This window comes from Tabrizicola sp. T74 (assembly GCF_057219935.1).
In genome coordinates, this window is record NZ_JBXVVT010000001.1 from 553,047 (window position 1) to 573,104 (window position 20,058).

The window sequence follows — 20,058 nt, forward strand, 5'->3', positions numbered from 1 at the left end:
CCCGATGCCACGATGGCGGCCAGTGAAACCAAGGTGATCCCTGCCCATGTCCCGACTGTTCGCTTGCCTGTCCGCCCTGTTCCTGGGCGCTGTCCTGTCCGGCCCGGCATCGGCCGAGTGTGTTGGCCGGAACCTCTTTGCCGAGATGGAACCCGGGCGCCTGGCCGAGATCAATGCCGCCGCAGATGCGACCCCCTTCGCCACCGGCAACTTCTGGCGCGCGACGCGGGGGGAGGAGGTCATCACCATCGCCGGGACCTACCATTTCGACGACGCCCGCCACGGGCCTACGATCGCTGCGCTGACGCCCCACATCGAGGCGGCGGCGACCGTCCTGGTCGAGGCCGGACCCGATGAAGAAAAGGCCCTGATGCGCCACATCGCCGAGAATCCCTCGGTCATGGTCATCACCGAAGGTGCGCCCCTGAACCAGCGCCTCCCGCCCGAGGTCTGGGATCCGCTGAAACAGGCGCTTTCGGACCGTGGCATACCCCCATTCATGACCGCCAAGTTCCAGCCCTGGTACGTGCTGACGCTACTGTCGATCCCGCCCTGCGCCATGACCGCGATGACCGACAAGCCGAAAGGCCTGGACGGACTGGTGATCGAAACCGCCCAGGCCGCCGGTGTCCCCGTCCGCGGGCTTGAACCCTTCAACACGCTCTTCACCATCTTCGACAGCATGACGCCCGAAGAGTTGACCGAGATGCTGGTCTCCACCCTCGCCATCGAGCACATGAGCGAGGACTATTTCACCACCCTCGTCGACAGCTACTTTGCCGGGGAAAGTCGCAAGGCGTGGGAACTGATGCGGTTTGCCGGCTACGACATGCCCGGCTTCACCCGCGAACAGATCGACGCCGACTTTGCCCAGATGGAGGAGGTTGTCTCCTCCGCCCGCAACCGCGCCTGGATCCCGATCCTGACCGAGGCCGCCGCCCAGGGCCCGGTCTTCACCGCCTTCGGCGCTCTGCATCTTTCGGGCGAGGACGGCGTGCTGAACCTTCTGCAGAAGGAAGGCTTCACCCTGGAAGAACTGCCATTGTGATCCTTCCCGGCGGGCTTGAACGGCTTTACATCCTTGACCTGGGCCTGTTCGAGGTCCGCGGTGGCGAGCGGGTCATCGGCATCCCGGGCTATCTGCTGCAGACCGACCGTGGCGCGAACATCCTGTTCGACACAGGTTTTCCGCCCGACTACCTGACCGACCCGGACCGCCCGGCGAAAGACGGCCTTCCCCGCTTCGGTCGCCTGATCGACTTTCGCCGGGAGCAGACCGCCGAAGGCGCCCTCGCCCTGCTTGGACTTGCGCCTGCCAACATCGACCTGGTGATCCTGTCGCACAGCCATATCGACCATGTCGGATCGCTGCCGCTTTTCGCCCATGCTCCCATCGTCCTGACCGCCCGCGAACGCGCCGAACCCGCGCCGCTTTACTTTGGCCAGGCCCGCCCGATCGCCTGGCCTGAAGCCGCCTACCAAACCATCGACACCGACACCCCGGTCTGCGACGGCCTGACCCTGATCCCCACCCCAGGCCACACGCCCGGTCACCTCTCGGCCCTGGTGACCCTTCCCGACGGCCGCAGCGCGATCCTTGCCGCGGACGCCATAAACCGCGCCTCGGAACCGGCCGAGCACTTCGCCGACGCCGATGACCCCGCTGCCGCGCGGGCCTCGGCCAATTACCTCCTCAACCTCGCTCCGCCCGAGGCCGTCCTGATCTACGGCCACGAGCCCGCACAATGGCCGCTTCTGCCAAAGGCCCCGCGGCCATGGTGACCGACCGTCGCCTAGGCCTGGCCATGGTCCTCGCCTCGACCCTGACCTGGAGCACGGCCGGTCTCTTCATCCGCGCCGCAGACACCGACCTTGCTACCATCATCTTCTGGCGCGGCACCTTTGGTGTCCTTGGCATGGCCGTCGTGCTGCTGGTCTTCCAGGGCTGGGCCGGACTGGGCAGCTTCAAGCGGCTGGGCAGGGCTGGCTGGGCCTATGTCTTCGTGTCCGTCCTGACCCTGCCCGCCTACCTGGCCAGCTTGCACCTGACCTCGATCGCCCATGTCGCGATCATCTATGCCACTGTGCCCCTGATGACCGCCGGCCTCGCATGGGTCGTCCTGCGCGAAGTCGCCCCGCGCTCGGCCATCATCGCTTCGGTCCTAGCACTGGCGGGGGCGGTCATCATGGTCGGCCTTAGTACCGACGGCACCGCGCTTGGCGATGCGCTGGCGCTCGCGATGACCTTCGGCATGGCGATCCTGGTCGTCCTCGCCCGCCGCAACCCCGAGATCCCGGCCCTTGCCGCAGGGCTGGTTGCGACCTTGCTGACCGTTGTCGCCGTGGCACCGTGGGTGGCAACCACCATGCCCCCGACCGACACCATCGTCATCCTCGCCATCTTCGGCCTGTCGAACTCGCTCCTCGGCTTCGCGCTCTTCATTCTTGGCTCGCGCCGCATCCCTGCGGTCGAAACCGCCCTGATCGGCGCCCTTGAGGCCCCCATTGCCCCGGTCTGGGTCTGGCTGATGTTCGGAGAGACCCCCGGACCCGCCACTCTTCTCGGTGGAGCCATCGTCTTCGGCGCCGTGTTCTGGCACATCCTGCGCAGCGCACGCACCTGACGTGCCGGCCTAGCGATAGACCTCGCCCCGACGGCTGATGCCGACGACCAGCACCGTCACCTTCTGGTCCTGGATGTCGACGAGAATGCGGTAGTCGCCCACGCGATATCGCCAGAGGCCCGCGAAATGCGCGCCCTGCAGCGGGCCGCCGAGTTGTCGCGGGTCGTCAAGGGACGCCACGCGCATTCGCAAGAACGCCGTTATTCGCTTGGCCTCGACGCGGCCCATCTTGGCCAGTTGCTTCTTGGCAGCATCCGAGACTTCAATCTGCCAGGCCAAGCTCGCGCTCCACATCGGCCAGCGGAGTGGTCTTCTCCTGGCCGCTTGCGATGCGTTCCATCACCGCTTCGGCCATGTAGAGGTCTTCCATATCCTCAAGCTTCTGGATCAGCGCCTCGCGCACGTAGTAGGTCTTGCTGCGACCGGTGGCCTTTGCCAACGCCTCAAGCCGCTTTTCGATGTCTTCCGGCAACCTGACCGACAGCATGGCGCACCTCCGGGTCTGTCATACACGTCATACACGTCATACATGTACGACACCCTACCCCTCCGCACAAGGGAAAGGGCGCCCCACGCGAGGCGCCCTCCAGTGTTACCGCTGCCCCGACTTGCCGGGGATCATCCCCCGCTTCGGGACCAGCTTCGGCCCCTGCGGGCCCTTGTGACCCTTCAGAAGGCCGGGATCAAACCCCGGCCCCTTCGCGGTCTTCGGCAACGGCTTCAACCCCGCCAAAGCGGGTTTTCCTGTCTTGGTGTTCGGCATGTTCTGCCCCTGTGTTGAAGAAAGACTTGGCCGACAGACGGCCACGAAAGGCGCTTAGGCCGAAACGGTCTTGTCCATTCTCAGGGTACTCCTTGGGTGAAGGCTAAGTCCCGGGCCAACCGGCCCCGCGTACTGCCCCCGTGGGGCGTCAGGCTTGCTTGTCCATCGCGTCGCACTCCTCTGCCAAGGCACATAGGATGCCACAAAACGACGACAGGGACAACTTACCCCCGCGGCAGGATCGCACCGCGGACGCCGATGACCCGTTCCGCCAGCGTCGCCGCCGCATCCAGGCAGGCCGCCATGTCCGCGCCCCGATCCAAGGCCGCCAGGAAGCCTGCGTTGAAGCTGTCCCCCGCCGCCGTGGTGTCGACCACCGTCACGCCGGCAGACGCCGCCCGGTGCAAACCGCTGCCGTCCAGCGCAATGGCCCCTTCGCCCCCGCATTTCAGCGCGCCCTGCCGGATGCCCGCCGCCCGGTACCGCCCCAGGATCGCCTCCACCCCGCTATCCCCGAACAGCGCCGCCTCGTCGTCCTGCGAGGGGAAGGCGATGTCGCTTGAGGCCATGAACCGCGTCATCTGCGCGCGCGCAGTCGCCACATCCGGCCACAAGACCGGGCGATAGTTCGAATCGAACGCAACCCGCCCGCCACGCGCCCGGACTGCGCTTAACCCATCCGCCAGCACATCCCGCGCCGCAGGGTCCAGGATCGCGATGCTGATCCCCGACAGATAGACCGTGTCGAAGCCGTTCAGCACATCCGGCCCCAGTCCGCTTCCCGGCGCGAACATCTGCCGCGCCGCCGAGGTCGACCGCCAGTACGAGAAACTCCGTTCGCCCTTATCGTCGGTGTCGATCAGGTACAGCCCCGGCATCTTGCCCGGCAGGCGCGCGACGTGGGTCGTGTCCAGCGCCTCGGAGTGCAAAGCCTCGACGATCCGGTCAGACTGTCGGTCCGTCCCCAGCGCTGTGATGCAAGATACCCGCCCCGACCCCAGCGCGCGCGACAGATAGACGGCGGTGTTGAACGTGTCCCCCGCCACGCCGATCCGCGCCGCATCGCCGCCAGTGCGGGCGACCTCGACCATCACCTCGCCCAGGCAAGCGATCCGTCCCAGCTGCATCACATGACCCCGAAACGCTCGAAGGCCTCCACTGTGCTCATGCCGTTCTGGATGGCAAGGCGGACCTTGTTCTCGGTCGTCGCCTTCTCGAAGGCCTTGGTGATCGCCTCCTCTGCCGCTTCCTCCGGGATCACCAGCACCCCGTCGCGGTCGCCATAGACGATGTCGCCGGGCCGGACCGCCACGCCTTCGATCTCGATCGGCACGCGGTAATCCACGACCTTTCCCCGCGGCCCCTGGTCCTGCGCGAAACTCCCCATGCAGAAGCAGGGGAAGTTGAGGTCGAGGATTTCATTGGTGTCCCGGCAATACCCGTCCAGCACCGCCCCCGCCGCCTTCAGGTGGATCGCCCGCGTCGACATCAGGCCCCCCCACAACGCATAGCGCGGCGAAGAGCCGGTGCAGATGTAGACCTCGTGCGGCTTCAGGTCGTCCAATGCGCGGAACATCAACCCGAAGGGTTTGGCGGTCAGCGGGTTCTGGCCCTGGACAATGGTGCCGAAATGGTCCGCCTCGAGCACCGGCATGGCGCGGCCCAACACCACCATGTCGTCCCGCACCGGGCGCAGGCGCGGCGGCAGGAACTGGTGGAGGAAGCCCATCGTGTCCAGTATGTCGCCTACAACGGCGGTGAAGAGTTGGGCGCGCATCGCGGCGAACATCTCGGCGTCATCCGCAAACTTCATCGGCTGTCTCCTCACTGCATCCGGCGGGCGACATCGATGCCGTGCATCACGCCCCTGATCTCGCCCAACCCCCGCAGCCGCCCGATCAGCGAATAGCCCGGGTTGATCCGGTCCTTGGTCAGGTCGTCGGCCATCAGATGCCCGTGGTCGGGCCGGAGCGGAATGCGCCAGTCGTCGCGCCCCTCGGCCCGCCGCCGCGCCTGTTCGTCCAGAAGGACCTGGATCACCTCCGGCAGGTCCGACGACCCGCCCAGATGATCCGCCTCGTGGAACGACCCGTCCGGTTCGCGGGTGACGTTGCGCAGGTGGGTGAAGTGGATGCGCGGTGCGAACTCCCGGGCCATGGCGGTCAGGTCGTTGTCCGCACGCGTACCGAAGGACCCGGTGCAGAAGGTCAGCCCGTTCGTCAGCGTATCCGCAGCCGAGAAGATGCGGCGCACGTCGGCGGCGTCGGACACCACACGCGGCAGGCCAAACAGGGAAAAGGCCGGGTCGTCGGGATGGATGCAGAGGTTGATCCCCAGCTCCTCAGCCACCGGCACCACCGACCGCAGGAAGTGGTTGAGGTGTTCGGCCAAATCCGCCGGGCTGATCCCGTCATAGGCGGCCAGCGCCTGCAGGAACCCCGCCCGGTCATACTTCTGCTCGGTCGCGGGCAGGCCCGCGATCAGGTTCCGCTCCACCCGCGCCACTGCCGCCTCGTCCATGCCAGCCAGCCGCGCCTTGGCCTCCTCCAGCCGCGCTGCCGAGTAGTCCTCCTCCGCCCCCGGCCGCTTCAGGACAAAGACGTCATAGGCCGCGAAATCCACCGCGTCGAAGCGCAAGGCCAGCGCGCCGTTCGGCATCGGGTGGCGCAGTTCCGTCCGCGTCCAGTCCACCACCGGCATGAAGTTGTAGCAGACCGTCCCAATCCCGTGCCGAGCCAGCGCGCGCAGGCTGTCCTGCCAATGGCCGATGTAGCGGTCGCGCTCCGCAGTCCCCAGCTTGATCGACGGATGCACCGGGATGCTCTCGACCACCGACCAGCGCAGCCCCGCTTCCTCGATCATCGCCTTCTGCCGCGCGATGGCCGCGTCGGGCCAGGGCGAGCCATCGTAGATCTCATGGATCGCCGTCACGATCCCCGTCGCCCCGGCCTGGGCGATATGGGCCAGGGGCACGGGGTCATTTGCACCATACCAGCGGAAACACTCTTCCATCCTCTCCATCCCCGCCCCCTATTGTTGGACCAATTTCGCCGTTGATACCCGCTTTCTCGACAAAATCAACGCCTCACCGCCGGTTTCACCGCAAAATCCGCAGTCGAAAGCAAAGACGATTGACAGAATCCGAATCCTGGTCCAACGAATAGAAGAACCAACAGGGGGCCGCGACGTGCTGGTGGACGAGGTCGAGGACAGCGCAAACGGCAGCGGGACCGACGCCCCTCGCGTCTCGGCCGTGGACCGTCTGGTCGAGCAGATCCGCGAAATGATGACCGACCGCGGCCTTGGCATCGGCGACCCGGTCCCAACCGAACGGGAACTGGGCGAGATGTTCCAGGCCTCGCGCAACACGGTGCGTGAGGCGCTTGTGGTCCTGCGCGCCTACGGCCTGATCGAGACCCGCCCGAAGGTCGGCGCCGTGGTCGCCGCCGGGCATGGCGAGGCGATCAAGCGGCTTTTTGCCTTCCACAACGGTATCTCGCCCGACAGTTTCCGCGACCTGCAGGGCTTTCGCCGGATCGTCGAACTGGGCGTGGGCGACGAGATCATCCTGAAGGCGACGGACGCCGAGATCGACGCGCTGTCCGCGGTGAACGACAGGCTGCTGACCGCCAGCACCGTCGATGAGGCCGCCCAGGCCGACTACGACTTCCACGAGGCGATCCTCTCTCTTGGCGGCAACCGCACCGCGCTTGCGGCCTACCGGATGCTGTCGCCCGTCATCATCGAGGTCATGCGCATCGGCAAGTCCGCGCGGCCCGTGCAGGCCGACACCCACACCGCCCATGCCGAGGTGATTGCCGCGCTGAAAGCCCGCGACCGCGTCGCCTATGCCTACCTGATTAGCCGCCATCTGGACTTCGGCCTCCGCTTCGTCGCGGCGGCAGAGGACCAGCGGACCTGACCCGCCGCGCCGTCCGTCTTGGCGGGCTGCGCATCCCAGCGACCGGAACGAAGCGCTCACGCGCCGGTCGTCCTGAGGAGAGAGCGCACCGAAACGGGAGGAGACCAATCATGATTACCAGACGTGGTATGCTGCTGTCGTCCGTAGGCGCAGCCGCCGCAGCGGGCATCGGCCTGCCCGCCTTTGCGCAGGACCGGGCCATTGCAGGGATCGTCTTCCAGCAGGACCAGTACATGCGGACCGTGCTGATGGGCATGGCCGCCGCCGCCGAGGCTTCGGGGGTCGAGCTTCTGGAAGCCAACAGCGACAACAAGCTGGAGAAGGAAACCCAGCTGATCGACACCTACATCGCCCGCGGCGTGCAGGCCATCGCGCTGACGCCGCTGTCGGCCGACGGGTCGATCCCCGCGATCCAGAAGGCCGTCGACGCAGGCATCACCGTCATCACCTTCGGCACCACGGTGAACAGCGACCTGCCCAAGGCCTCGATCACCTCGTCGAACATCGACCTTGGCAATGCCACGGGCGACGCCGCCAGCGCCTTCCTCAAGACGCTCGCCCCCGACCGCAAGGTCAAGATCGCCACCGTCGCCTTCAAGTCGCTCCTGCCCGAGCAAAGCGATGACCGCGTCAACGGCTTCCTCGACAAGGTGAAGGACCAGGTCGAGGTCGTCGCCCAGCAGGACGCCTGGCTGGCAGAAAAGGCCGTGGCCGTGGCCTCGGACATCCTGACCGCGAACCCGGAGATCGAGCTGATCTACGCCGCGAACGAAGGCGGCACCATCGGCGCGGCGCAGGCCGTGAAGAAGGCGGGTCTGGAAGGCAAGGTCTTCGTCTTCGGCATCGATGGGACGGAACAGCTGGCCAACATGCTCCTCGACCCCGACAACGTGCTGCAGGCCGTCACCGCCCAGCAGCCTTTCGAAGTCGGTCGCCTGGCGCTGGAAGCCGCCAACGCCGTCCTTGACGGCAAGGAGGTCGAGAAGAACCAGTCCGTCCCGGTGCTGCCGCTGACGCGCACCAACCCGGATGGGGTCAAGGCCTTCCTCGAACAGCTGAAGGCGCTTGGCTGACTCTCCGGACCGGCCCTAAGCTCCCAGGGCCGGTCCACCCCCTTGAAGGCCGCATGATGCTCGACGCCCAACCCACCCACAGCCCCGACCGCGGGCGGCTGGAGTTCACCGCCGTCTCCAAGGCCTATGGCCCGACGCTGGCGCTGTCGCGCTTCAGCCACGACTTCGCGCCGGGCAAGGTGCACGCCCTGATGGGCAAGAACGGGTCGGGCAAGTCGACCTTGGTAAAGATCCTGGCCGGGGTCGTCCAGCCCTCCGAAGGCACCCTGCGCGTCGGCGGCAAGCCCGCGAGCTTCGCCTCGCCGCATGACGCCTTCGCCTCGGGCGTGGTGACCGTCCACCAGGAACTCTCCCTCGTCCCGTCCCTCTCCATCGGCGAGAACATCTTCCTTGGCCGCCTGCCGATGACCCGCCGCCTGGGCGTCCGCGTCGTCGACTGGGCCCGGATGCACCGCGAGGCGGCGGCGCTGTTGCACGAGATGGGCCTCGACCTCGACACCCACGCCACCGTCTCGACCCTCTCGGTCGGCCAGCAGCAGGTGATCGAGATCGCCAAGGCCATGTCCTTCCGCCCGGCGATCCTTCTCCTCGATGAACCGACCTCCGCCCTTGCGACGCGTGAGGTCGATCTTCTTTTCACCCTCGTCCGCCGCCTGCGCGAACGGGGGGTGACGATCCTCTACATCACCCACCGGATGAACGAGCTCTTCCAGATCGCCGACACCTGCACGGTCCTGCGCGACGGGGTCTTTGCCGGGTCGATCGACATGACCCAGGCCACCCCCGACCGCATCGTCGAGATGATGTTCGGCGAAACCGCCAAGGCGAAACGCCCCACCCGCCGCGCCATCGACCGCTCCGGCCCGCCGCTTCTGGACGTGCAGGGTCTGACGCGGCACGGGGTGTTCGAGGAGATCAGCTTCCAGGTCCACCCGGGCGAAATCCTCGGCATCGCGGGGCTACTGGGCGCGGGTCGCACCGAAGTCCTCCGCGCCGTCTTCGGGGCGGACCCGGTGGATGCAGGGGCCGTGACGGTCGCCGGTCGCAGCTACCAGCGCCCGGGCCTCAAGGCGATGAAACAGGCGGGCCTCGGCTACACGCCGGAGAACCGGAAGGAAGCCGGGCTGGTGCAAATCCTGTCCACCCACGACAACCTCTGCCTCGCGAGCCTTGGCCGCATCAGCCAGGCCGGGATCGTCAGCCGGGCAGGCGAACAGGGCTTTGTCGACCGCCAGATCAAGGACCTCGCCATCAAGGTACCCGACCCGATGCTGCCGGTCTCGTCCCTGTCCGGCGGCAACCAGCAGAAGGTCGTCATCGGCAAGTGGATGAACACTGCGCCCAAGGTGATGTTCTTCGACGAACCCTCGCGCGGGGTCGATGTCCAGGCCAAGCGGCAGATCTTCGACATCATCTGGCAGAAGGCGTCCGAGGGCCTGGGGGCCGTCTTCGTCTCGACCGAACTCGAAGAGGTCCTCGAAGTCGCCGACCGGATCCTCGTCATGCGCCAGGGCCGCATCGTGGCCGAGGTGGACCCGACCGAAATCACCCTGAACGACCTCTACGCCATCTGCATGAAGGACCAGACATGACCGACGCCACCACCGCGCAAAGGGCTGGCGGAGGGCTGATGCCCTTCGTCCGCCGCTACACGATGGAGCTGATCCTTCTCGCGCTGATCGTCTTCCTGATCTTCACCGCCCCCGGTTTCGCGTCCTTGGCGAACACCCTGAACGTGCTTCGCACCGTCGCCATGCTGGGGATCATCGCCTTCGGCATGACCGCCGTCATCATTGCCGGAGAGATCGACCTGTCGGTGGGCGCGGGGGCGGCACTTGCGGGGTGCATCGTCGCCTGGTTCGGCGTGAACTACACCGAAAGCTGGGGCGGCACCGCGGCGCTGGGCTTCGGCTTCCTCTGCGCGGTGGTCGTCGGTTTCTTCACCGGTTTCATGACCGGCAAGTTCCGCCAGTGGTTCAACGTCCCCTCCTTCATCACCACGCTCGCCCTCTTCACCGCGCTCCGCGGCGCCGCGAACCTGATCACCGGGGGCTTCCCCCTGTCGAACCTGCCCCCCAGCTTCGGCTTCTTCGGCGGCGGCTACCTCTTCGGCATCCCCTTCCCGGTCTACCTCTTCGTCCTGACCTTCATCGGCATGCACTTCCTGATGAACCACACCTCCTTTGGCCGAGAGGTCTATGCCGTCGGCGGCAACATGGAGGCCGCACGCCTTTCGGGCATCGACGTCTGGAAGGTGAAGAGCTTGACCCTCGCCCTCACCGGCGTCCTGACCGCCGTCTCCGGCACCCTCATCGCCTCGCAGATCGGCTCCGGCACCGGTACCACCGCCACGGGGATGGAGCTTGACGTCATCGCCGCCGTCATCATCGGGGGCACGTCGCTGTTCGGGGGCAAGGGCAGGATCTGGGGCACCTTCGTCGGCGTCATCTTCCTCGGCTGCATCTCGAACGGGATGACGCTGCTGAACGTCTCGGAATACTGGCAATACGTGGTGCGGGGGGCGATCATCCTGGGCGCCGTCCTCCTGAACCAGATGCTCGATCGCAGCCGCTAAGGGGGTCATCATGGAGTTCTCAGGCAAAGTCGCACTCGTCACCGGCACCTCCGGCATCGGCCGCGCCTCGGCCCGACGGCTGGCGCAAGGCGGTGCGAAGGTCCTCGCCCTCGGCATCGATCCTGCAGCAAACGCCGAATTCGACGCGCTGGCCAAGACCGACGGCCTTCAGATGGCCGCCCGCCTCTGCGACGTCTCCGACGACACCCAGGTCGCCGCCGCCGTGGCCGACCTGATCGCCCGCCACGGACGGCTCGACATCATCGTCAACTCCGCCGCGATCCACCCCTATGGCACGGTCCTGACCACCGACCCCGCCACCTTCGCCCGCTGCATGGCGGTCAACGTCGGCTCCATCTACCTGATCGCCCGCCACGGCATCCCCCACATGGCGCAAGGCGGAGCGATCGTGAACATCGCCTCGGTCCAGGGCTTCAATTGCCAGCAGAACGTCGCCGCTTACGTCGCCACGAAGGGAGCAATCCACGCTCTGACCCGAGCGATGGCGCTGGACCACGCCGACCAGAAAGTTCGCGTCAACTCCATCTCTCCCGGCTCGGTCCGCACCCCGCTCCTGTCGCTTGCCGCCCGCACCTACGGCGGCGAGGGCGTGACCGAGGCTGAGGCCTTCGCCCGCTTTGGCGCTGCCCACCCCATCGGCCGCATCGGCGAGGCGGAAGAGGTCGCCGACCTCGTCGCCTACCTCGCCTCGGACAAGGCCGGCTTCATCACCGGCTCGGATTTCCGCATCGACGGCGGCCTCACCGCCGGAATTGGAGTGAAGTGATGAAAATCGGCCTCGGCTTCTATCGGGAAATGCTGACCCCCGACAACTTCCGCTTCGCCGTGCAGGCGGGCGCGACCCATGTCGTCGCCCACCTGACCAACTACTTCGCGGGGCGCGACCCGAAGATCCACGGCGGCGATCCCCGGCAGGGGTGGGGCGACTGCTCCACCGACACGCTCTGGACCTACGACGAACTCTCCGCCCTCGTCGCCGCCCTGAAAGCCGAAGGCCTGGAACTCGCCGCCCTTGAAAACTTCTCCCCGCGCTTCTGGTACGACGTCCTTCTGGACGGCCCCGAACGCCCCGCCCAGATCGAGGGGCTGAAGCGCCTAATCCGCGACGCCGGAAGGGCCGGCGTCCCCTGCATCGGCTACAACTTCTCCATCGCCGGGGTCTACGGCTGGACGCGGGGGCCTTATGCCCGTGGCCGCGCCAATTCCGTGGGCCTCGGCATGGCCCCCTCGGAACTCGACGCGCCGATCCCCGACGGCATGGTCTGGAACATGCGCTACCGCCCCGAACGGCCCGGCGCGCCCCCGGTCTCCCTCACCGAGGCCGAACTCTGGGATCGCCTTCGCCACTTCCTGTCCGAGATGATCCCCGTGGCCGAAGAGGCCGGCGTCACCCTCGCCGCCCACCCCGACGACCCGCCGCTCGACCTCCTGAGAAACACCCCGCGTCTGGTGAACCGGCCCGAGAAGTACGACCGCCTCATGTCCCTCGTGGACAGCTCGAGGAACGGCCTCGAACTCTGCCTCGGCTCGCTGCAGGAAATGCCCGGCGGCGACATCTACGACCACGTCCGCCGCTTTGCCCGCACAGGGAGGATCGGCTACATCCACTTCCGCAACGTGCGCGGCAAGGTCCCGCAATACGTCGAAACCTTTGTCGACGACGGCGACATTGACATGGCCGAGATCGTCCGCATCCTCCGCGACGAGAACTACCAGGGCGTGATGATCCCCGACCACACGCCCGAAATGACCTGCGATGCGTCCTGGCACGCGGGCAAAGCCTTCGCCTTGGGCTACATGAAGGCCCTCGTCCAGAACGCCCACGCCCTTGGCCCGGCGCGCAGCCTGCGGGTGGCGGCAGAATGACGGTCGAGGTCGCAACCCCCGTCGGCGACCGCTGCGGCGAGGGCGCGGTCTGGTCCGCCCCCGACCGCGCGGTCTACTGGACCGACATCAACCGCTTCCTGATCCACCGCTTTGACGAGGCCTCCTCCGCCACCCGCTCCTGGCTCTTCGACGAACCCGTCGTCGCCCTGTCGCTGACCACCGACCCCGGCAGGATGCTGGTCTGCCTCGCCTCCAAACTCATCTGGTGGTGGCCCGCCACCGACCGCCGCCAGGACCACGGCTTCCGGCTGGAGGGCTCCCCGAAGGTCCGTCTCAACGATGGCCGTACCGACCCCTTGGGCAACTTCTGGGTCGGCTCGATGAAGAACAACGTCCTTCCCGATGGCGAACTTGGCGAGGCCGGACCGGGCGAGGGCAAACTGTTCCGCATCGCCCCCGACGGCAGCGTCACCGTCTTCGTGGAAGGTATCGGCATCTCCAACACTCTCTGCTGGTCGCCGGACCGCAAGACCTTCTACTTCGGCGACACGCTCGACAACGTGATCTGGGCCTTCGACTACGATGGCGGCCAGATCAGCAACCGCCGCGACCACTTCCGGGGCTTTGACCGGGGCCTGCCCGACGGCTCGGCCATCGACGCTGCGGGAGACCTCTGGAACTGCCGCTTCGGCGGCGGCTGCATCGCCCGTGTCGGCCCCGACGGCAAACTGAAGGGCGAGGTGGACATCGGCGTCCCCAACGTCACCACCTGCGTTTTCGGCGGCGCGGACCTGCGCACCCTCTACGTCACCACCGCCTCCATCGTCACGCCCCCCGGCCACCGGCTTGCCGGCAGCCTCTTCCGCCTGCGCACCGACACGCCGGGCATGGCCGAAAACCTGATGGCGATCCGGTGACCGAACGGCGCGCGATCCTCTGGTCACACGGGCTCGCGGTCGTGCAGTCGCTGGGCGGCATGCTCGGTCCCGTCGCCTTCCGCCTGCCCGATGGCCGCGAGGTCTCACCCCTGCACGTCGCGCCCTGGGGCGAGGATCCTGACCGCGAGGCCTATCCCCCGATCCTGCGCGAACTGCGCGGCGAATGGCCCTGCGTCCCCTTCGGCACCGACGCCCCCCGCGCGCTGCCCGAAGGCTGGTCCGCCACCGGAGACACCTTCGACGGCGCAGGCGTCCCCCACGGCCATTCCTCCAACGCCGAATGGGTCTTCACCGAAATCTCGTCCGACCACCTCACCCTCTCCTGCGATTACCCCGAGACCCACCCGATCCGCCGCCTGACCCGCACCATCGCCGCCGACCCCAAGGCCCCGGCCCTCGACATCACCCTTACGGTTGAGGCCCGCCGCCCCTGCCGCCTGCCCATTGGCCTGCACCCCACGCTCCGCCTGCCCCTCACTGGCCAGGCCCGCCTGATCCCGCCCGCCTTCCGCCAGGGCCGCACCTTCCCCCTCGACGTCGAACCCGGCCAGGGCCTGCTAGAGCCCGGTGCCTCCTTCAAGACGCTGTCCACCGTCCCAGGGCGCGACGGCAGCACCCTCTCCCTTATCCAGCTACCGCTGACGGAGGACACCGAAGAACTCGTCCAGCTCTGCGGCGTCTCGGGCGGCTTTCGCCTGCAGCACCCGGACGGCTGGCACGTGACCCTCGACTGGGACACGAGCCACTTCCCTTCCCTCCTCCTCTGGATCTCGAACCGCGGCCGCGCCTACGCGCCCTGGAACAGCCGCCACGTCGCCCTTGGCGTCGAACCCGTCTGCGCGGCCTTCGACCTCGGCCCCGCAGTCTCGACCTCCCCGAACCCGATCAGCACGCTTGGCATCGGCACCGCCCACCGCTTCAACCCCGGCACCCCTTTCACCACCCGCTACCGCATCGGGGTCGGCACATGACCCCGATCTACACCTTCGGCGGCCAGCCCGCCCGGCGGAACCTGACGCTCCGCGACCTCCGCCAGGCGAAAGCCGAGGGCCGCAAACTGACCCAAGCCAACGCCACCCGCGACATCGCCGAGGAAGCCGCCGCCGTCGCGGCCTCCGGCATCGACCTCCTCTCCGTCACCTCGCTCCGCTACGACGAAGCCCGCGCCGCCGCCCCCGACCAGTACATCATCGCCACCATCGGCGCCCCGCACATCGTCACCCCGGACGAGGTCCTCCGCGAGGCCTTCCGCGTCGCCACCGCCGGGGCCGATTGCATCTACACCATCCGCAGCCTGCAGATCATCGAGATGCTCGCGCGCGAAGGCCTGTCCATCCAGGGCCACGCCGGCCTCATCCCCCGCAAGTCCATCACCACCGGGGGCTTGCGCGCGATGGGCCGCACCGCCGACGAGGCCCTGTCGATCCTCCACGACGTCAGACGCTTGCAAGATGCCGGAGCCATCGCCGTCGAACTGGAATGTGTCGCCGAGGAAGCCGCCGCCGCTATCAGCGCTCGCACCCCCCTCATCACCCACGGCATCGGCTCAGGGACCGGCACCGACGTCATCTTCCTCTTCACCTCAGACATCTGCGGCGACACCCCGAAACTCCCCCGCCACGCCAAATCCTTCGGCGACCTCCCGAGCTTCCGCACCGCGCTGGACACCGAACGCCGCCGCGCCCTCACCGCCTATGCCAAAGCCGTCCGCACCGGCAGCTTCCCCGACCCAGCTACCACCACAACCATGCCGCCCGAGGAACGCGACAAGCTCCACGAAGCCCTCGCCCGCCTCCGCCCGACGCACGAGTAGCCCATGACCGACCAGCCCCCCCGCCGCGAAATCTGGAACCACCATCCCCCGTTCCCCATCCCGGATTCAGCCCTCTTCCACTGGCCCCTGAACCCCAGGGCCGCGCTCTGGTGGGTGACAAAGCGCTGGGTCCAGCTCACCTCCGGCACCCTGTTCCTCGCCACCGCGATCCTCGTCTACAACGTCTTCCAGCCAAGCCCCGAGACGATGCAGACCCTCGCCCCCGGCTGGGTCCTGACGATCTGGCTGCGGAACCTGATCCTCATCACCCTCTACGCAGGCACCCTGCACCTCTGGCTCTTCACTTTCACCATGCAGGGCGACCGGCTGAAGTACGACGCCCGCCCCCTGATGCGCGACAACGGCTCTTTCACCTTCCGCGACCAGGTCAAGGACAACATGTTCCACAGCCTCACCTCCGGCGTCGCCGCCTGGACACTGTTCGATGTCCTTTACTGGTGGGGCGTGTCGAACGGCGTCATCCCCACCTTCGCCTTCCAGGGCAATGAAGTCTGGTTCCTCCTCTGGCTCCTCGCCGTGCCGATCTTCACCTCGGCCCACTTCTACTTTGTCCACCGCCTCCTGCACTGGCCGCCGCTCTACGCCCGCGTCCACGCGCTCCACCACCGATCCATCAACATCGGCCCCTGGTCCGGCCTTTCGATGCACCCGGTGGAAAGCCTCCTCTACGCCTCCGCCGTCCTGATCCACTTCATCGTGCCGTCGCACCCGGTGATCTTCCTCGTCCACATCTACATCAAGATGATCGGCCCCTCCTTCTCCCACGCCGGGTTCGAAAGCGTTCTGGCCAAGGACACCCGCGTCATCAACGCCGGCGACTTCCACCACCAGCTCCATCATCGCTTCTTCGAATGCAACTACGGCACCGCCGAGGTCCCCTGGGACCGCTGGTTCGGCTCGTTCCACGATGGCTCGGACGAGGCGACGGAACGCATCAAGGAACGCCGCCGCCGCATGGCACGAAAGGCCTGACCGCGCCTGCGTGACATTCCCCGCGCCCTCGCCTATACCGCGCCCGAAAATCGCGAAACCGTAAGGGCATTCTCCATGACCACCCTCGTCTTCGGCCACAAGTCCCCCGACACCGATTCCACCGGCTCAGCCCTAATCTGGGCCTGGTACCTGACCGAGACCGGCACCCCGGCAAAGCCCGTCCTTCTGGGTGAACCCAACACCGAAGCCGCCTTCGTGCTGAAGCACTGGGGTCTGGAAAAGCCCGCTATCATTTCCGACGTCACCGCCGACGACAAGGTCGTCATCGTCGACACCAACAACCCGGCCGAACTGCCCCCCTCGATCAACGAGGCCAAGATCCAGGGCATCATCGACCACCACCTCTTGGTCGGCGGCATCAAGACCAAGACCCCGATCGACATCACCATCCGCCCGCTGGCCTGCACCGCGACCATCATGCACGACCTGATGGGTGCGCACGTGGCCAAGGCGCCGAAGGCGATCAAGGGCGCGATGCTCTCCTGCATCCTTTCGGACACGCTGGAGTTCCGGTCGCCCACCACCACCCCCCACGACCGCGCCGTGGCCGAAAAGCTGGCCGCCGACCTGGGCGTCAACATCAACGACCTCGCCACGAAGATGTTCGAGGCGAAATCCGACGTCTCCGCCTTTTCTGACGCCGAGCTTCTGCGGATGGACTCCAAGGAATACAATGTCGCCGGGAAAGAGCTTCGCGTCTCCGTCCTTGAAACCACTGCGCCCAAGGTCGTCCTTGACCGCAAGGACAGCCTGATGCGCTCGATGGTCGATGTCGCCAAGGAAGACGGCGCCGATCAGGTCCTCCTCTTCGTCGTCGACATCATCAAGGAAGAGGCGACCCTTCTCGTCCCGAACGATCTGGTGAAGCAGATGGCCGAAGCCTCGTTCGGCGCCAAGGTCACCGGCGACACCGTCGTCCTGCCGGGCATCATGAGCCGCAAGAAGCAGATCATCCCGGCGCTGAAACTCTGATTTCAGGCCCTGTTGCGCAACCGTCCGTGCATACGCGCGTATGCATGGGCGGTATACGCGATGTAGACACATCGTAGACTGCCGGTTCCGCTCTGAAAGGGCCCCGAATGACCGAGATCATCCGTTCCCTCGCCGACCTGACCGGCCGCTACGATGCCGTCTTCTGCGACCTCTGGGGCTGCCTGCACAACGGCAAGACCGCCTACCCCGCCGCCGTCGCGGCCTTGCAGGGCTTCCGCGCGACGGGCGGCAAGGTCGTCCTCCTGACCAACGCGCCACGGCCAAAATCCAGTGTGATCAAGCAGTTGGACGGGCTGGGCGTCCCCCGCGACGCCTATGACCTGGTGGTCACCTCCGGCGACGCCGCCCAGATGGGGATGCTCTCCGGCGCCGTGGGCCGCAAGGTCCACTTCATCGGCGCGCCCAAGGATGAGCCTTTCTTTACCGACTTCGCCGAGGATCTTGCGGCCTACGCCGCCACGCAGCCGCCCATCACCCGCGTCCCCCTGCAGGAAGCGGAAGGGATCGTCTGCACCGGCCTCGCCGACGACCTTTCTGAGACGCCCGACGACTACCGCTCCACGCTCCTCATGGCAAAAACCCTAGGCCTGCCAATGCTTTGTGCCAACCCGGACATCATCGTCGACCTCGGCGACCGGCGGCTGTACTGCGCCGGGGCGCTGGCGCAGGCCTATGAGGAAATGGGCGGCTGGACGCTCTACTTCGGCAAGCCGCACCCCCCGATCTACGACCTCGCCCGCCGCCGCCTGGCTGAATCCGGGGCACCCGCCGACCCGCAGATCCTTTGCATTGGCGACGGGATTTCCACGGATATTCAAGGCGGTATCGGTGAAGGTCTCGACACCCTCTTCATCACTGGCGGGCTGGAGGCAGACCGTTTCGGCGCGGATGTCGAGGCCCCCGACCAATCACTCCTGGACGACTGGCTGGAGGGCAAGGAACTCTCCCCCACTTTCGCCATGGGTCGTCTTCGCTGACCGACCCGCAAGATTAGTTCACGTACCAAGGTCGTATTGAACAATTCTTGCGCAACGGATTGTGCCGCGCTGCAGCATGTGCTAGCCTCTCCGCGCGCCGGAAAGGATTCGCTTACCATGCTGGACAACATGCCCCGCGGCACGATCTGCATCGAGGACATCGAAATCGGCATGTCCCGCCACATGTCGAAAGTTGTAACCGACCGGGATATCGAGCTTTTTGCCGAGGTTTCCACCGACCGGAACCCCGTACACCTGGATGACAGCTACGCCCAGGACACCATCTTCGAAGGCCGCATCGCCCATGGAATGCTGACCGCCGGCCTGATCTCTGCCGTCATCGGCGAACAGCTTCCCGGCCACGGCACCGTCTACCTTGGGCAATCGCTCAAGTTCATGGCCCCCGTCCGTCCCGGCGACATGGTCCGGGCCGAGGTGATCGTCACCGCCATCGACCACGCAAAGCGCCGAGTCACCCTTGAAACCCTGGCCTCGGTGGGTAAAACCGTAGTGCTGAAGGGTGAGGCGCTGGTTCTGGCGCCCAGCCGCAAGTTCGACTGATGGGGCCAGACGCCCCCTTGAAGGGCGCGGATGCAGATTCATCAGGACTTCCAGTGGCTTGACCCCAACGCCCGGGGTGCCTCCGTCGCCATGGGCAATTTCGACGGCGTGCATCTGGGGCATCAGTCGGTGATCGACCTCGCGCGCGGCCGTGGCCCCTTGGGCATCATCACCTTCGAACCGCACCCCCGCCAGTTCTTCGCCCCCGACGCGCCGCCCTTCCGCCTGATGAACGCCGAGGCCCGCGCCAACCGGCTGGCCAAGCTGGGGGTCCGGCATCTGTTCCAGCTGTCCTTCAACCGCGCGCTCGCCGCCCTGACGCCGGAAGAGTTTGCGAAAACCGTTCTGGCCGAGGGGCTTGGCATCTCGCACGTCGTCGTCGGGGCCGACTTCTGCTTTGGCAAGGGCCGCAGCGGCACCGCCCAGGACCTCCGCGCACTGGGCGACCGCTTCGGCTTCGCCACCACCATCGCGCCCCTGGTCGAAATCGCGGGCCGCGAGGTGTCGTCCACCGCGATCCGCCAGGCCCTGACCGAGGGCCGCCCCCGTGACGCAGCCGCCATGCTCGGCCACCTGCACCGGATTGAGGGCGAAGTGATCCACGGCGAAAAGCGGGGTCGAGAGCTTGGCTATCCCACGGCAAACATGGCGCTTTCCGGCCTGCACCTGCCGCGCTTTGGCGTCTATGCCGTCAAGGTCGACGTGCTGACCGGCCCGCATGCCGGCACCTACATGGGCGCGGCCAGCCTTGGCGTGCGCCCGATGTTCGCGGGCGAGGTGCCGAACCTGGAGACCTTCCTTCTCGACTTCAAGGGCGACCTCTACGGCCATCACCTGTCCGTCGCTCTGGTCGACTTCCTGCGTCCGGAACTGAAGTTCGACGGCCTGCCCGCGCTCATCACCCAGATGGACGCCGACTGCGCCAAGTCCCGCGCGATCCTGTCTGCGCTTTGACCC

The 20,058-nt window shown here is 66.8% G+C and carries 23 protein-coding genes; 17 read left to right on the top strand and 6 right to left on the bottom strand.

What is annotated here, in order from left to right; all coding sequences use genetic code 11:
• Nucleotides 1-46 precede the first annotated feature (46 nt).
• The 3 genes from AC2EAL_RS02920 to AC2EAL_RS02930 are packed head-to-tail and all read left to right on the top strand — an operon-like array spanning nucleotide 47 to nucleotide 2,624.
• A complete protein-coding gene (locus tag AC2EAL_RS02920; RefSeq protein ID WP_484722668.1) occupies nucleotides 47-1,048 on the top strand; it encodes a TraB/GumN family protein in 1,002 nt (333 codons plus the stop codon).
• Nucleotides 1,045-1,782: an MBL fold metallo-hydrolase gene (locus AC2EAL_RS02925; protein WP_484722669.1), complete on the top strand. Its 738-nt coding sequence runs from the start codon at nucleotides 1,045-1,047 to the stop codon at nucleotides 1,780-1,782. Before AC2EAL_RS02920 ends, AC2EAL_RS02925 begins: the two co-directional genes overlap by 4 nt.
• Complete coding sequence (locus AC2EAL_RS02930; RefSeq protein WP_484722670.1) at nucleotides 1,776-2,624, top strand: DMT family transporter; 849 nt, start codon at nucleotides 1,776-1,778, stop codon at nucleotides 2,622-2,624. The genes AC2EAL_RS02925 and AC2EAL_RS02930 overlap by 7 nt, the downstream gene beginning before the upstream one ends.
• A 9-nt stretch (nucleotides 2,625-2,633) precedes the next feature.
• On the opposite strand, the gene AC2EAL_RS02935 is transcribed toward AC2EAL_RS02930, so the two are convergent.
• From AC2EAL_RS02935 to uxuA, 6 genes are all read right to left on the bottom strand, one after another.
• Nucleotides 2,634-2,903 (bottom strand): type II toxin-antitoxin system RelE family toxin, encoded by a 270-nt coding sequence (locus tag AC2EAL_RS02935; RefSeq protein WP_484722671.1) that lies wholly within the window; start codon nucleotides 2,901-2,903, stop codon nucleotides 2,634-2,636.
• Nucleotides 2,887-3,111: a type II toxin-antitoxin system RelB family antitoxin gene (gene relB, locus AC2EAL_RS02940; protein ID WP_484722672.1), complete on the bottom strand. Its 225-nt coding sequence runs from the start codon at nucleotides 3,109-3,111 to the stop codon at nucleotides 2,887-2,889. The genes AC2EAL_RS02935 and relB overlap by 17 nt, the downstream gene beginning before the upstream one ends.
• A gap of 105 nt (nucleotides 3,112-3,216) precedes the next feature.
• A complete protein-coding gene (locus tag AC2EAL_RS02945) occupies nucleotides 3,217-3,387 on the bottom strand; it encodes a hypothetical protein (RefSeq protein ID WP_484722673.1) in 171 nt (56 codons plus the stop codon).
• Between the two features lie 224 nt (nucleotides 3,388-3,611).
• Nucleotides 3,612-4,514, bottom strand: a complete 903-nt coding sequence (locus AC2EAL_RS02950) for a sugar kinase (RefSeq protein ID WP_484722674.1) — start codon at nucleotides 4,512-4,514, stop codon at nucleotides 3,612-3,614.
• The gene (locus AC2EAL_RS02955) at nucleotides 4,514-5,200 is read right to left on the bottom strand and encodes an RraA family protein (protein WP_484722675.1); all 687 of its coding nucleotides are present in this window, start codon (nucleotides 5,198-5,200) and stop codon (nucleotides 4,514-4,516) included. Before AC2EAL_RS02955 ends, AC2EAL_RS02950 begins: the two co-directional genes overlap by 1 nt.
• An 11-nt stretch (nucleotides 5,201-5,211) precedes the next feature.
• Complete coding sequence (uxuA, locus tag AC2EAL_RS02960; RefSeq protein WP_484722676.1) at nucleotides 5,212-6,399, bottom strand: mannonate dehydratase; 1,188 nt, start codon at nucleotides 6,397-6,399, stop codon at nucleotides 5,212-5,214.
• 175 nt (nucleotides 6,400-6,574) lie between these two features.
• Between uxuA and AC2EAL_RS02965 the strand changes: the two genes are divergently transcribed.
• The 14 genes from AC2EAL_RS02965 to AC2EAL_RS03030 all read left to right on the top strand — a co-directional run bounded on the left by AC2EAL_RS02965 (nucleotide 6,575) and on the right by AC2EAL_RS03030 (nucleotide 20,055).
• Nucleotides 6,575-7,309, top strand: coding sequence for a FadR/GntR family transcriptional regulator (locus AC2EAL_RS02965; RefSeq protein WP_484722677.1), 735 nt, complete (start codon nucleotides 6,575-6,577; stop codon nucleotides 7,307-7,309).
• Between the two features lie 110 nt (nucleotides 7,310-7,419).
• Entirely contained in the window at nucleotides 7,420-8,382 is a 963-nt protein-coding gene (locus tag AC2EAL_RS02970) for a substrate-binding domain-containing protein (RefSeq protein WP_374429012.1), read from the top strand.
• Between the two features lie 53 nt (nucleotides 8,383-8,435).
• The gene (locus tag AC2EAL_RS02975) at nucleotides 8,436-9,974 is read left to right on the top strand and encodes a sugar ABC transporter ATP-binding protein (protein WP_484722678.1); all 1,539 of its coding nucleotides are present in this window, start codon (nucleotides 8,436-8,438) and stop codon (nucleotides 9,972-9,974) included.
• The gene (locus tag AC2EAL_RS02980) at nucleotides 9,971-10,957 is read left to right on the top strand and encodes an ABC transporter permease (protein ID WP_484722679.1); all 987 of its coding nucleotides are present in this window, start codon (nucleotides 9,971-9,973) and stop codon (nucleotides 10,955-10,957) included. The genes AC2EAL_RS02975 and AC2EAL_RS02980 overlap by 4 nt, the downstream gene beginning before the upstream one ends.
• 10 nt (nucleotides 10,958-10,967) lie before the next feature.
• Nucleotides 10,968-11,744, top strand: a complete 777-nt coding sequence (locus AC2EAL_RS02985) for an SDR family NAD(P)-dependent oxidoreductase (protein WP_484722680.1) — start codon at nucleotides 10,968-10,970, stop codon at nucleotides 11,742-11,744.
• Complete coding sequence (locus tag AC2EAL_RS02990) at nucleotides 11,744-12,844, top strand: mannonate dehydratase (RefSeq protein WP_484722681.1); 1,101 nt, start codon at nucleotides 11,744-11,746, stop codon at nucleotides 12,842-12,844. The genes AC2EAL_RS02985 and AC2EAL_RS02990 overlap by 1 nt, the downstream gene beginning before the upstream one ends.
• Nucleotides 12,841-13,722: an SMP-30/gluconolactonase/LRE family protein gene (locus tag AC2EAL_RS02995; protein ID WP_484722682.1), complete on the top strand. Its 882-nt coding sequence runs from the start codon at nucleotides 12,841-12,843 to the stop codon at nucleotides 13,720-13,722. Before AC2EAL_RS02990 ends, AC2EAL_RS02995 begins: the two co-directional genes overlap by 4 nt.
• Nucleotides 13,719-14,714, top strand: coding sequence for a hypothetical protein (locus AC2EAL_RS03000; protein ID WP_484722683.1), 996 nt, complete (start codon nucleotides 13,719-13,721; stop codon nucleotides 14,712-14,714). The genes AC2EAL_RS02995 and AC2EAL_RS03000 overlap by 4 nt, the downstream gene beginning before the upstream one ends.
• Nucleotides 14,711-15,556, top strand: a complete 846-nt coding sequence (locus AC2EAL_RS03005) for a 3-methyl-2-oxobutanoate hydroxymethyltransferase (RefSeq protein ID WP_484722684.1) — start codon at nucleotides 14,711-14,713, stop codon at nucleotides 15,554-15,556. Before AC2EAL_RS03000 ends, AC2EAL_RS03005 begins: the two co-directional genes overlap by 4 nt.
• 3 nt (nucleotides 15,557-15,559) lie before the next feature.
• A complete protein-coding gene (locus AC2EAL_RS03010) occupies nucleotides 15,560-16,549 on the top strand; it encodes a sterol desaturase family protein (protein ID WP_484722685.1) in 990 nt (329 codons plus the stop codon).
• 75 nt (nucleotides 16,550-16,624) lie between these two features.
• A complete protein-coding gene (locus tag AC2EAL_RS03015) occupies nucleotides 16,625-17,542 on the top strand; it encodes a manganese-dependent inorganic pyrophosphatase (protein ID WP_484722686.1) in 918 nt (305 codons plus the stop codon).
• Between the two features lie 107 nt (nucleotides 17,543-17,649).
• A complete protein-coding gene (locus AC2EAL_RS03020; RefSeq protein WP_484722687.1) occupies nucleotides 17,650-18,540 on the top strand; it encodes a TIGR01459 family HAD-type hydrolase in 891 nt (296 codons plus the stop codon).
• Between the two features lie 117 nt (nucleotides 18,541-18,657).
• Nucleotides 18,658-19,101, top strand: a complete 444-nt coding sequence (locus AC2EAL_RS03025; RefSeq protein WP_484722688.1) for a MaoC family dehydratase — start codon at nucleotides 18,658-18,660, stop codon at nucleotides 19,099-19,101.
• A gap of 30 nt (nucleotides 19,102-19,131) precedes the next feature.
• Entirely contained in the window at nucleotides 19,132-20,055 is a 924-nt protein-coding gene (locus AC2EAL_RS03030) for a bifunctional riboflavin kinase/FAD synthetase (RefSeq protein WP_484722689.1), read from the top strand.
• The last annotated feature ends 3 nt before the right edge of the window (nucleotides 20,056-20,058 follow it).

Coding starts and splice junctions, on each gene's coding strand:
- AC2EAL_RS02945 (WP_484722673.1), bottom strand. CDS start 3,387: ATGCCGAACACCAAGACAGGAAAACCCGCTTTGGCGGGGTTGAAGCCG.
- uxuA (WP_484722676.1), bottom strand. CDS start 6,399: ATGGAAGAGTGTTTCCGCTGGTATGGTGCAAATGACCCCGTGCCCCTG.
- relB (WP_484722672.1), bottom strand. CDS start 3,111: ATGCTGTCGGTCAGGTTGCCGGAAGACATCGAAAAGCGGCTTGAGGCG.
- AC2EAL_RS03015 (WP_484722686.1), top strand. CDS start 16,625: ATGACCACCCTCGTCTTCGGCCACAAGTCCCCCGACACCGATTCCACC.
- AC2EAL_RS03030 (WP_484722689.1), top strand. CDS start 19,132: ATGCAGATTCATCAGGACTTCCAGTGGCTTGACCCCAACGCCCGGGGT.
- AC2EAL_RS03025 (WP_484722688.1), top strand. CDS start 18,658: ATGCTGGACAACATGCCCCGCGGCACGATCTGCATCGAGGACATCGAA.
- AC2EAL_RS02955 (WP_484722675.1), bottom strand. CDS start 5,200: ATGAAGTTTGCGGATGACGCCGAGATGTTCGCCGCGATGCGCGCCCAA.
- AC2EAL_RS02970 (WP_374429012.1), top strand. CDS start 7,420: ATGATTACCAGACGTGGTATGCTGCTGTCGTCCGTAGGCGCAGCCGCC.
- AC2EAL_RS02995 (WP_484722682.1), top strand. CDS start 12,841: ATGACGGTCGAGGTCGCAACCCCCGTCGGCGACCGCTGCGGCGAGGGC.
- AC2EAL_RS02920 (WP_484722668.1), top strand. CDS start 47: ATGTCCCGACTGTTCGCTTGCCTGTCCGCCCTGTTCCTGGGCGCTGTC.
- AC2EAL_RS02975 (WP_484722678.1), top strand. CDS start 8,436: ATGATGCTCGACGCCCAACCCACCCACAGCCCCGACCGCGGGCGGCTG.
- AC2EAL_RS02950 (WP_484722674.1), bottom strand. CDS start 4,514: ATGCAGCTGGGACGGATCGCTTGCCTGGGCGAGGTGATGGTCGAGGTC.
- AC2EAL_RS02930 (WP_484722670.1), top strand. CDS start 1,776: ATGGTGACCGACCGTCGCCTAGGCCTGGCCATGGTCCTCGCCTCGACC.
- AC2EAL_RS03005 (WP_484722684.1), top strand. CDS start 14,711: ATGACCCCGATCTACACCTTCGGCGGCCAGCCCGCCCGGCGGAACCTG.
- AC2EAL_RS02980 (WP_484722679.1), top strand. CDS start 9,971: ATGACCGACGCCACCACCGCGCAAAGGGCTGGCGGAGGGCTGATGCCC.
- AC2EAL_RS02985 (WP_484722680.1), top strand. CDS start 10,968: ATGGAGTTCTCAGGCAAAGTCGCACTCGTCACCGGCACCTCCGGCATC.
- AC2EAL_RS03010 (WP_484722685.1), top strand. CDS start 15,560: ATGACCGACCAGCCCCCCCGCCGCGAAATCTGGAACCACCATCCCCCG.
- AC2EAL_RS02990 (WP_484722681.1), top strand. CDS start 11,744: ATGAAAATCGGCCTCGGCTTCTATCGGGAAATGCTGACCCCCGACAAC.
- AC2EAL_RS03020 (WP_484722687.1), top strand. CDS start 17,650: ATGACCGAGATCATCCGTTCCCTCGCCGACCTGACCGGCCGCTACGAT.